This is a genomic window from Microbulbifer mixtoriginis (SeqCode) (genome assembly GCF_052467515.1).
Genome location: NZ_CP174314.1, coordinates 1,418,699 through 1,430,795, shown reverse-complemented (window position 1 = coordinate 1,430,795; position 12,097 = coordinate 1,418,699). Strand labels below are relative to the sequence as shown.

General features: G+C 40.3%; 8 protein-coding genes, 1 tRNA gene and 2 pseudogenes. 5 read left to right on the top strand and 6 right to left on the bottom strand.

Annotated features, from left to right (window positions below):
* The first annotated feature begins 30 nt into the window (after window positions 1–30).
* A complete protein-coding gene (locus tag ACJJIT_RS06135) occupies window positions 31–435 on the top strand; it encodes a DUF1801 domain-containing protein (RefSeq protein WP_444900899.1) in 405 nt (134 codons plus the stop codon).
* A 730-nt stretch (window positions 436–1,165) separates the two neighbouring features.
* Here the strand turns inward: ACJJIT_RS06135 and ACJJIT_RS06130 are convergent.
* Window positions 1,166–2,293 carry a manganese-dependent inorganic pyrophosphatase gene (locus tag ACJJIT_RS06130; RefSeq protein ID WP_444900307.1) on the bottom strand — a complete coding sequence of 376 codons (1,128 nt, stop codon included), beginning with the start codon at window positions 2,291–2,293 and terminating at the stop codon, window positions 1,166–1,168.
* 1,598 nt (window positions 2,294–3,891) lie between these two features.
* On the opposite strand from ACJJIT_RS06130, the gene ACJJIT_RS06125 reads away from it, so the two are divergent.
* The 4 genes and pseudogenes from ACJJIT_RS06125 to ACJJIT_RS06110 all read left to right on the top strand — a co-directional run.
* Entirely contained in the window at window positions 3,892–4,479 is a 588-nt protein-coding gene (locus ACJJIT_RS06125; protein ID WP_252082349.1) for a hypothetical protein, read from the top strand.
* A gap of 1,378 nt (window positions 4,480–5,857) precedes the next feature.
* A complete protein-coding gene (locus ACJJIT_RS06120; RefSeq protein WP_444900306.1) occupies window positions 5,858–6,313 on the top strand; it encodes a nuclear transport factor 2 family protein in 456 nt (151 codons plus the stop codon).
* A gap of 208 nt (window positions 6,314–6,521) precedes the next feature.
* Window positions 6,522–6,614: pseudogene (locus ACJJIT_RS06115) on the top strand (hypothetical protein); the annotation flags it as partial.
* Window positions 6,615–6,755: 141 nt separating this feature from the next.
* Window positions 6,756–6,899 (top strand): annotated as a pseudogene (locus tag ACJJIT_RS06110) (YtoQ family protein); the annotation flags it as partial.
* Window positions 6,900–6,922: 23 nt separating this feature from the next.
* Here ACJJIT_RS06110 and tnpA read toward each other — a convergent pair.
* The 5 genes from tnpA to ACJJIT_RS06085 all read right to left on the bottom strand — a co-directional run bounded on the left by tnpA (window position 6,923) and on the right by ACJJIT_RS06085 (window position 12,050).
* On the bottom strand, window positions 6,923–7,126 hold the full coding sequence (gene tnpA / locus ACJJIT_RS06105) for an IS66 family insertion sequence element accessory protein TnpA (RefSeq protein ID WP_444900898.1): 204 nt from the start codon (window positions 7,124–7,126) through the stop codon (window positions 6,923–6,925).
* A 446-nt stretch (window positions 7,127–7,572) separates the two neighbouring features.
* Window positions 7,573–7,752 carry a carbon storage regulator CsrA gene (csrA, locus tag ACJJIT_RS06100; RefSeq protein ID WP_444900305.1) on the bottom strand — a complete coding sequence of 60 codons (180 nt, stop codon included), beginning with the start codon at window positions 7,750–7,752 and terminating at the stop codon, window positions 7,573–7,575.
* 1,368 nt (window positions 7,753–9,120) lie between these two features.
* Complete coding sequence (locus ACJJIT_RS06095; RefSeq protein WP_444900304.1) at window positions 9,121–9,909, bottom strand: hypothetical protein; 789 nt, start codon at window positions 9,907–9,909, stop codon at window positions 9,121–9,123.
* A complete protein-coding gene (locus tag ACJJIT_RS06090; RefSeq protein WP_444900303.1) occupies window positions 9,906–11,036 on the bottom strand; it encodes a hypothetical protein in 1,131 nt (376 codons plus the stop codon). Before ACJJIT_RS06090 ends, ACJJIT_RS06095 begins: the two co-directional genes overlap by 4 nt.
* A 937-nt stretch (window positions 11,037–11,973) precedes the next feature.
* Window positions 11,974–12,050, bottom strand: a tRNA-Pro gene (locus tag ACJJIT_RS06085).
* Window positions 12,051–12,097: the final 47 nt, after the last annotated feature.

The window sequence follows — 12,097 nt, the reverse complement described above, 5'->3', positions numbered from 1 at the left end:
ACCGGCATTAAAGCTCGACGAGGTTGAAAGATTGATAACCATGAATATGAAACGATCGATGATTTTAATTCAGCACAGGTCGCTAAAGAGCTGCTGATATGCGATACTTTACGACAGCTAATTGATAAAGGCCTGACAAAAGCTGAAAGTAAGATTTGGCATGGCCACCCTGTATGTTTTTTAGAGGGCAATCCAATTGTAGGATACAGTAAACTCAAAGACTGTATTCGCCTGATGTTCTGGAGCGGTATAGACTTTGACGAACCTAAACTCGAACCAGGGACAGGAAAATTTAAAGATGCTTCTATTCGTTATACAGAGGCAATGCAGATAAATACAACTGATCTAAAACGCTGGCTAAAAAAATCAAAGGTAATTCAGTGGGATTACAAGAATATTGTCAAACGAAAAAGGAAGTTATTACGCATAATATGAGTAAGGGTACGCATGTTGCTAAACATAGTATAGCTTGAGATTAATACTCGATTTTATGGTTTTGTCGCCAAATTGAAATTCCAACACATAAAAACACCGGAGTTCAACCCCAGCCTTTTGGGCTTAAACTGAATAATAACCTACTAAAGAAAACCAAAAGTAATTAACAATTTTTTATTTACTCGTGCAGCTTTTGAACAATGTAGATAACGCTCGGATAGTATCCACATAGAATCTCACCTTTACTTTTACGAAAGATTTATAAAAAAAGTTCTTCATGACGCAACGGGGATGATTACCCTGAGGCAAGTAAAAATTTATTAACGCTTTAAATTTTTCATTAGTCTTATCCTCCACCCCTTTATTTAAAACGAAACGGTAAAAATTCATTGCAATATTTTATCGGCTGTAACAGATGAAGTGTCATCTCTCACACAGCTTATTTTATCTAGTTGAGTACGGCTCAAAAGGCTCTCGCTGTGTTCGCTGGCCTGTAACTATTTCAATCACGATCATCGTTGATGATCAAGTCATCGTTTCGTCAGTGAAGTCAAAGGAGTTCCATTATTTGAATCGTAGTAAAGCCTCACATCTGGTATAGGCCAGCTTTATTCCAACTTTCTTGGTATCTGTTTTTCTTGATAATGATTACACCTAATTTGATCCTCGCCCAAAATGGGCATCGCAGGAATATAATCTTTTCAGAGAACTCAATAAATCAGTCAATCTTTCAATTCTCTAAAGCTCTTTGAATTGCTGGGCCAATTTGGCGTTTTCGCGAGATCACCCCTTTAGCAACAACCATGTCATCTACTACCTGGTCCCCAAAAGCGGAGATAATAAGATCTTTGTCTGAGGTATCACTCCAAAGTAGATAAGATTTATTTTTACGAGTGTCGACAATTGCGAAGATCAAGTGATCGATACCTTTCTCTTTTTTTATCTCGCCCATGGCAGACTTCAGTTCATACCTTCTGTTGATTAACTGCTGAGCTGTCAGTGTTTCAGCAACACCAATGCCAACTTTTTTTCCTCCGAACTCAAAATCTTTAAAATCAAGTAAAACAATATCCTTGGCGGAAAACCCACCCAGATCTGATTTCTCTAGCAACATCCGCTCTGCAAACTTATCTACATCATCTATACCAGCTCTCTTTGCCAATTTTTTTACATAGACTTTGTCGTACTCGGTTGTGGTAGGTGATGTCAAGTTAACCGTATCCGAAAGAATTGCAGCCAACCCCATACACGCCAGATGAACTGGTAATTCAATAGCAAACTTCTGAGCATGATCAGTTAAAATTGTTGCGCTCGATCCCCATGGCCTAGTCTCTATACTGATTACATTTGGAATATTAATTGGCGATCCACCAATCGCATGATGGTCGATTATTGCTACGATTAAGTCTGGATCAATGCCAGTTGGCAATTGAGTGCCTTGGTTAAAATCCACCAATCCAACAGTCTTTCCTGAGAAATTCTCAATTATTTCGGGCTCCTCAGCACCACATTGTTCAATGGCGAAGCGAGTCTCCGGATTGATTTTACTGGGAATTGCTGGCTTACCACCATAAATGAAGGCTGAGAGCAAGCTCCCGCTAACGGAATCAGTATCGGGTATTTTATGTCCGGTCCAAACCAAATTCTGGGTGCCTTTTAACTCCTTCCTCAGATAATCAGCAGCAACATCTGTAGTAGGCGTATCTTGCCCCAGGTCTGAGGAACTGATTTCCTGCGCACCTAATGAAGCGCCAACAACCCAACTGAGTGAAAAAAACAAGGCTCTCGAAAGCAGACCGGGGAAGTCTATTGGGCGGTGATCACTTAGTATTGACAGGCATGAGATTAGAAATCTCACCGGCATCCTCCACAGTCATTTGCTAACAGAATAATAGAAAACTTAAAATAGCCGATGGCATGACTAACGTCCATCCATCACATTCACTCACTCACTCACTCACTCACTCACTCACTCACTCACTCACTCACTCACTCACTCACTCACTCACTCACTCACTGTATCTTAAGCGGATCGATAAACTATCAAAGCCCTCTGAGTAAAGAGGTAAGCAGTTCGAACTATAGACAAGGTATAGTCATACAGCGGACAAGCCAGCTACAGCTTAACTTTACTGGCACTATTTGTCGCATGCGGATACAAATAAACGTATTCCCTCGAAACTCTAGCTACTTCACTCACTTTTATTATTGACGCCAAATAACCTAAGGACACTTCTCAACACTCACCAAATATAAAGCCTAAACCGCCAACCCTACTGATGAAATTTAATAAAACACCTAATATTTATTCATACCAATATGAGAACAACCAAGGTCTCGGTCCAGAATCATCCAGATATTTCTTGGTGTAACCCCCTCTTATCAATGCATTTACCCCTACGCCTAGTACCAATGAATTGAAACGCCTATGAATAAGTTAGCATCGGATTTTACACTTAGTAACGTAGCCTATACCCTAATGAGTAATCATTACCATATCGTACTTTATATCGACAAAAAGGCTGACCTGACCAGATATCGAAGTGATTCTTCTCTACCTGGAGCTATTTAAGGCCTCGAACTTGGCACAACGACAACCCAGGGCAGCGCACTCGATCACTGTGAATCGCTAAAGCTACAAAGCGTTATCCTTCTATGGCAGAAAATTTAATCAATGTAAGCTGTTTTATACATCTCTTAAATGAATCCCAGCTAATCCTGAAGACAGCGTTACAGGCCACTTATTTAAATCCTGGGCTTTATTGGATAAAAGCGTTATCGCGGCCAGTATGGGCTATGTAGACCTAAACACGATCAGGGCCAATATCACAAATACGCCTAAACACCCTGATTATACTTTGATTCAACTATGCATTCGTGCAGCAATCTCGAATAAGCAAATCAACAGGCTATTTACGTTTGTTGACGGTGAGCGTTTGAATATACCGAATAGGCTAGCCCTTTCAGTTGGATCATTATTTGGTGCTAGTGGCCTGGAGTGGATAGTATTGATTTCCCATAAACGAAGTTATATTGTCAAAACATACCTCCTATCCTTGAGCGGCTTGGTATATCTTCCAAGAATAGACAATATATCAACTGGAACTTTAAAAGTCGTTTTAAGGGCTTGGCAGGATCAATGCAGCAAGCTCAATAAACATAGGGTACATGGTTTTATCCACTACCGGAGTTTCCTCTTTGCTAATTTAACCCTGCTCGAATCTATTAACACTACGATTTCTTACTTCTTACCACAAAGTGAGGTTTTCTAAAGCCCAAATACAAGCTCTTAACATTTCACCTCCCTTTATTTCCTAATCAGATATGAATAGCCACCTGAACCGATGCTTGTCGCAAAACTGAGACTTTTCTCCAATTTTTGGGTGCCCTGAATAATTCACTCTGCAAGGCTTGGTCTTATAATTTTGGCATTGTAATAATAACAAGGTGTAAAAAATGGCAAAGTACATTTACCTCCCGGTAAACAGTGATGAAATGCTAGAGTTCGCGGAGAATATGGCGAGTGCATGGGATATTCCGAAGAATCAAATTCTTGCCAACAAGGTAACATCTGGTATTGGTAAGTCTATGTACCGCTGGATAGATAAGTGTCTTAGTAGCCTCAAATCTGGAGACACTCTTTATATTGTTGCTCATGGTACCGGCGGTGGCGATGGCAAGCAAATTGGTGCACAACGCAATAGTGGCAAGAATAAACAAGCAAAAGTTTTCGATAGAGGAGTAGAGTCGTGGCAGGGTGGAGTATGGAAAACTTATACCCCCACGCAGCTAGCGGGCACTCTGGTTAAAGAGGGTTTGCCTGGCAATTTTGTCGATCTACATCTCTGCGCTTGTGGCTCAGGTTATGATGGTGAGAAGTTAAGGCCCTGGGCCCAGCGTTTACGTGAGGCGATGGCCACTACCCATAAAAGCCTAGAGGTTACCGGGTATCTCGGCTGGTTTGATGCTACCGGTAGCTCTGTAAAGATTAAGGTTAATACTCAGTATTATGATCTGAATGAGCGTGCAGTCACCTTTTCTTAATAGTTATCGACTAAAAAGTGAAGTGGGCATCTGCAAGGATATTCAAAACTCTGCGTGAGCCAGTCAGTTATAGACAGATTATTTCTTTCGGCGATCTGGAGAACAGATCGCCAGCTGTAATAGTGCCGGATTCCGGCTTTGAATTGGGCACGCCTAGCATTAGGCAGTTTTAGTTGTATTAATTCAGGACAAATCTGACACACCCTATTTTAATTGAGGGCTGCAAAGCGGACCATAACTACAAACTTCATGAATCAATTTCCCCTCAAAGAATCATACCTTGAAGAATATTGCTTATCACAAGAATAAACCTCCAGTCTCTATTTTCAATCAAGACTCGCAATTTAAAACACACGACTCACCCAAATTTTACTTTTGAAATTAAGTTCATCACTATTACGTGCCTCTAGAACGGCCTACAATATTTGATAAGATTCAGCTTCAATCAATTAATCAGCCGGCAAAGATATTAGTTCTACGTTATGCTTCCCCAGGACTGGCCCTATGGAGCCCATCCAAATCCATTGTGGTCAGACGGCTTACAGGGGCAAACGAACCAAACATTCCCACTCAAGGCAAACCAAGAGCTATTACTTCTACGTATCAATTCTCAATACAGCGGTGCTCCAGATTTAAACCGACACGCAGAGGCCTACGTCCTTGTGAGTTCAAGTAGCGCCGGGCTATGCGCTCCTTTAGTTTACAGTGGCCTAGTATATCAATACCAAATTACCCGCTTTGTTGAAGGTCGACCCTGGAATAGAAGTGATGCCAATGCTCTGGAATAGGTTGCCAATTTACTTAATGAAATCTGCAGCCTCCCCGAAATTGATGCCCACTTGGATATATCCTTTAAAGCTGATCATTATTGGAGCTCGATTAATGAACATGCAAATTTCTACCCCACACTAGTACAGCTTTACCAAACAATTTCTTCCCATATTGCTGCCGCGGAACAGCTAAGTAGTAGGTTCTTTCTTTGCCATAATTATTTTAAGCACTGGAAATCTCATCACTGAAAAGACCGGGCGGCTTTATGCCATTGATTGGGAATACGCGACTATGGGCGTCGCTTCTATGATCTCGGCGTTATCATTGAGGAACATCAGCTCAACAGAATTCAGCAACAATCCTTACTCGAGCTGTATCCTAGGTTTAATGTGGCTGGAGAACACTTGTAGTGGAGCTCTGAGATCCCAATATACAAATTTTTGCTGAAAAAATAGACGGTATCAACGAAAATCTGCAGCGATCGGAACTCGCCTAACATTTATAGCCTCCCTCACCTTAAGGAGTTTAGACATTTGATGAAGTAAATGTTGTAAAATCAACACTTCCGTTACTAATAATTAACCTCTAAAAACCAGGAAAATAACTTATGCGAAATATTGTTTTTACATTGATGTTGTTTGTTTTGACAATCGGTAATGCACAGGCACAAGAGAAGCCTGAAGCATTCAAAACTATCGAGAACCTTCTAAATTACCTATCCGATGTAGAGCATGAGCGTATGAGGGGCACCGTAACTGAATCTTTTCTCTTGCTCGAACATGGTGAAGTATGGACGATTGAAGATCTAATTAAGGTAGCAAAGCCATCAGATACAGTTAGAACCAATTACTTTAGCATTATTGACTTTGATGAGAAGCCAGATCTAGTCACAATCAACTATTGGAATAAGGCCAATTTTGCTAAAAAGAATGAGAGCCAGGATGTTTATTGGCTCGAAAGCGCTATTCTAAAGAAAGTGAAAGGAAAGTGGCTGATCTCACAATTGCACTCTACAAGACTGCCATCTGGAAAAGTGCCAGAAAATGTAGTGTTTAAGCAATAAGGCTACCTTAACCACCAATAAGTAAGAGCCAAAAGGGATTTTGGTCTTATACTTCAGCGCTAATGACGCATTGATATATCCTAATTGACTCAATCAATAGCCCCCTCCTCTCAAGTCAAATTCCTACTGTAAGTCATTTCCTAAGTATCAAACTCTATTGTTGAGCACTATTAAGTAACTAAACTAAAAACAGAAAGTATATCTCTCTGGGCTAATCCACTCTGACTGGAGAGCCCAGATAATTGAAGGCTACAATAAGCAGGGACTGGAAATCTGCCGTGACCAATCACTATGCCCGTGATACAGCTGGCGATGGTCATGGCGTGGAAGCTAACTCCTTCTGTCGAGATCATAAGTCTGCCTAGGTCAACGCGATACGGATTAAACACCACATTGAAAATTGTGACCGGGCTATTATCAGCTTTGATAAAAATATAAAAAATGGAATGCAGCGTTCGATGCTGGATACTGCGCAGCGCTTGGTAAATCCTATATTACTCTGCATGATCAATCCCTGGTACATGCGTTAAAAGAGGATGATGGTGCCGCTCAAGCCTGGGCACAAACACCTGGCCAGGTTGACTCACTACACAGGTATCAACTTCAGCTTTATGCCATTAGAGAATCCAATATACCCAGATTTCCCGTAATGACTGTGGGGAACTTGATATTCACGGGAACAAAGTCAGGGATATTAGAAACCGAAGTTTGTTCAGATAGCTTGCGGTACCAATAGAGGAACTGGCTGTAGTTTAGATTGTGATTACGAACATTGGCGCACTTGGATTGAGAGCTTTTCTCGTAGACCGCGATATAGCTTTGTCACTGCTACTGATTCATGGCGCTTTTCTCCGAAGTTGATTGAGGGGGCATCGTGCCAGCCTGCCAGGGCAAATTAAATAATGTGGCTCATGTACCGCTTACAATAGTGACAACTCCTTGCAAATCAAGCTCTCCAAATTTGATGAGGAAATATAGGCTTCCTACAATGCGTTCAGGATCACCTATCACTAGCTTAATCTTTCATTGTGGAAATTTAAAATCCCAAACAAGCGTACTCAGTAGCACGTTGGATCGCTTTGACTTTTTTCTACTGGGTTCACGGGCTATTGTTGTCTGGTAATCTGGGGCCCAATTTGGCTACTAGTTCACTCCGCTAAATAACAATGGACAATTTCCTATATAACCCCTCTAGTCTTTTCAATACGGGTACACCAGAGAGGCAAGATTATCCCTCCTGGCTGCCGCTTTAAGCGCTTTCAGGCCTTCACTTTCAGCTGCTTTTGGATCCGCACATAGATTTCTTCACGGTGGATGGGCAGTGACCTGGGTGCACTTATGCCTATCTTCACTTGATTACCTTTAACCTCCAGCACTGTGACTGAGACATTTGCTCCAATCCTTAGAAGTTCACCTGTCCGTCGCTTTAAGATCAACATACTTATTTCCTTCAATGGTCAAAGTTTGGGCGCTTCCGGGGTGGGGAAGCATGGGTTTAACGTTTGGAGGAAATGTGGGGTGGTGCGCGGGGGCGGTAGGCAGAGAAGAGGAAAAGGCGGGCGCTAGGCTTCCAGAGCTTGGGAACAGGCCCCAAGCCGCTGAATGCACTCCACTTTATTGAAGACGAGCGGGTTTCTAGCGTATTATCCATATAGCCATTTTGATAGTGTACTTATCAATTTGGTTAGCTGGCCCCGGGTGTTCCTAGCACCTTGGGTCAGCGCCTTTTACTTACTCTTACGTCACGCTACCGGTCTCCTTTGAGGGTATGGGTCTTTTAGAAAATTCTCGGCACTCTTGAAGCTTTCAAAATCTTTTAAACTTCTGAAGCCTTTTTAATCGGCTCGCTAAATTACGGCCAAAATACCAAAAATATCTATCGATTTTACGCAGCTTTGGGATTGAAACAAACTGAATAAATTCCAATAGGATTATTTTCGCGCCTATATTTTAGTTATTTTTTACTGAGAAAATCTCAATCAACCATTGGAAAGATCAATTCACATTGAAATTTACTCCATGATTTTTTGAAAAGATTAAAGAGAAACACTCTCAATCACATAGCTAACTAAAGGCAAAACCGGGAAATGTAAAAGTTCACTAATGATTTAATTGGCTCATTAGTTTTATACTCGTATCCGCACTCCTTTGTTAAATACAGGAAGAGCGGGGTTCCGTTGTAGGGATAAATATTGAGTTCAACGTGGAGTTACCATCTTGCAAGCCACCTCCCAACATTAGTGCTATTGCTTGGTTATTTCTGGGTTAAAACCAACCGTACAATTGGAGCTGGTGGACTGGAGTGGCCAGTCATTTAGATTCCAGAAAACCAGGCTGTATTACCGAAAATACGCCACCTCCCCTAGATCGACTTAGTATCTCTCTCAATCACTGGCTCTATCTCAACCGAAATTTTGAGAGTCACTTTAGAGACTTGGTGGGATCAGTGAAGGTGGTACAGCAAGCCTATAGCCAGCTCAACTAAAGTAGGTTACACGGCGTAGGCGACTGCCGATTATTCTTATCAGCTACTCCCTGCTAATCAAGCTTTACTCCAGACACTCCACAAATACCGACTTTTATCCAGAAACAAAGTTTCCTAAAGCCTGATTAAATCTCAAAACTATTACTCTCCTTACTTCTATATCAGAGATGAAGAGCCTCAAGGACTAATGCTTGTCATGTAATTGGCTCCTCCATCAACCCTTAAGCGATTTTAGCATACGGCTTCAATCGCCCACAAACTTGCACCTATTTTTTATTTTTTTCAACATGCAGATATGCCAGTCAAGACTAGCTTTTAAATTCTAATTTCTGTTAATGAGTTTAGATTTTTCAGCAAACTTATACCCATTCTCACAACAAGCGGCTTCAACTTGAATATACTTAGAAGCAAACCACAAATAATTATTATTTTCATGGCGAAGTTTTTGTTCGCCAGCCATGTTAGCCTCAAAGGTAATATAATATATTCCTGGATCAAAGACTTCCGTGAAAAAAGTGACTTTTTTTGATGCCCCTATCAGGATAGCTTGGGCAGGAAACACCTTGCTGCTTATCTCTTTAGGTGAATCGGATATACTCTTATAATATTGCGGATTATAAGTTTTTTCAGCCACAACCCTATCCCCATCAAAATTGAGTTTTGAGACTGTTAAGGGATTATTGTCAAAATTCAGAATCACATCTTTAGTACCCACGTTCTTTATTGTTACATCAACAATTAGCCCATATTTCCTGTCATTTAAAAAAACAACGTTTGAATCGATAGTAATATCACTGGAGAAATTACCCTCAAGACGCTTTTCAATCTCCTGAACTTCAGCCTTTTTCTTTGTTATTTCAGCTTCTTTTTGAAGCAACTCCTTCTTTACGTTCTCTAAGTCCTTTAAAGCCCTCTCTTTTTGCTCGAACGCTTTGTAAGTATATAAAGCCCACCAGCCGCCTACAGCGATAGCAGCAGAAAGGAACAAATAGTGCAACTTCTCGGGCCAATTCTCTCTAAATGGCTTCGCGAGATTTACAAGAAGAGAAAAAAGCAAAGTTATCCCCCCGTAAAACAAATTTGACAGCCCCCCAAAAAAACGGCCACTCATATAGGAACAGTCTCTGCTTTTTCAATTTTCGGGAAAATATCATCAATATCTCTCTTGGCATTAAGAACTTTTTTGTCCTGACCTTTTAATTTCAGCTCAAGCTCACCCTTAACCTCATCAAAATTTTCCGATTCATTTATTTTTGCACTTATCAGTGAAATTTCACGCCTATCTTTTTCAGAAATATCATTTAGACCATCATCTGCAAATACAACACTCACTCCGAAAAGACTTGCAAAAAGCAACGCAAAGACTTTGAGCTGACACTCTCTTCCGCTTAATTGAATAAAGTGATCCCCAGGCGACATGAATGCTTGCTGAGTAGTTAATACGTATTCATAGTCACAAATTTTATTTTTATATATTTCAAATTTGTCGACAGAAATATTCTCCCCGCTCTCAAGACAATCAGAAATATTCTTTGATAAAATTTCCAGCTGATCTAAGATTGACGAGAAGCGAGTAACAGGTCGATTACCAATCGCTCTCTTTGCCTCTATACGAGACGAGAGATGTAGTGTATCACCTTTAATATGCAAAGGAGTGAGCCAATGATTTAGTATTGATGCTTTAGTACCAGAGCTAACTTCGAAGACAGTTGAGGAATTTCTTAAACTATTAGCTAAAACAAAAGGTACAGCATCCTTATATTGCTTACTACCCCATACAACTTTTCTTCGTAATTTATACTCACATATACTACGCCTTTCTGAAGGGTCATCTCCACCAATTATCATATGATTTTCATCATAATAAACATCAGATAAAACTCTTCCAGCCATTACATGATGAGAGTCAACCGTTATAACGATATCATTTATCTGAATTTCATGTAGAAATCTTTTTATCTGTCCATAAACATTGCCAATTTGACTGCCAGTCATCTTCTTCGAGCTCAACATGCGGTTATGGCAACCATTCCCTATAATCTCCTTTTCCTCAGCAGACAAGCCTTTCCTCGGGTTAGCCACATTCCCTAACTTACCAGAAAGCTCTACCTCGTCGGCATGCCCAATAGCTACAATACTATATTTACGAAAATGTGGATTATAAATTCCCCCATTCCCAGATCGAACAACCCAATATCGACGCCCAGAATCCACTCTATATAAAGTTAAAGAACTCAACTTCTAACACCCCACAAAGACACATTAAACATTTGAAACAAATCAATTTAATTATATTCTTCAAAAAAACATATTAAGTTAAACAGCTTTAAAAGCTGTTAGAATAACTAAAAATTAACTCCATTTTAACGATTATAGATTCCTTTAATTTTCTTTGTGGCGCAAACCTAAAGGTTACTCCTGGCTGCAGCCATAGCTTTAAGCTCTAACCTTATTTCAGGCGACTTAGTTCGTAAACTCATTCAATCATACTCTAAAAAAGGCAGCATTAGAAACATGCATCTAAACTAAACCGTTAATTATTTCCTATAACTTTCATATAAATAAATTAATTTTACTAACCACATATCTCGGAGCGCTTTAAATGAACACCCCAATTACCTCCATTCAGCTTAATGGTCTGAATTTCAGCGTAAGAAATTGAAAGATTTAAAGCTACTCGCCCCTAAATCTACAGCTTGACTAAGACCTAAAAATCCGCCTAAAGCAATTATGGAAATGGTACATTAATACAATTATGAATAAAAACCATCCAGCTCTATAAAGTTTGTAGGCCTCTTATCTTTCAGCTAAATGATGGGTTTTAATAAATATAGGAGGTTTAAATTATTTTAGCTTTTATAATTCCTGCCAATTGAAAATTGTTGAGCAATTTCATCGACTAAAACGAAAATCTCTACAAAAAACACTAGGTAGCTTCATCAATGTTTAATATTGGGAACTTATAGAGTGTGCAACTGAAAAGCATCACCCCTCTAGTCGCGACGACGCTACGTAATGGCTGAGCAACCTACATACCTCCTCTTGAACTTTCTAGACTATGCAACCAGGCCGGAGCTGTTGTTGCCTTTTTTATGGTGAAATATTCAAGCCGAAGACACAAAAAAACCCGCTAAAAAGCGGGTTTCTTGGCCGTTGCTATATGCAACGATATGTATGGTCGGAGCGGCCGGATTTGAACCGACGACCACCACACCCCCAGTGTGGTGCGCTACCAGGCTGCGCTACGCTCCGATTTTGAAAAATCGCTCACTTCGCTAAGTGATTGATTTTTAAAGACA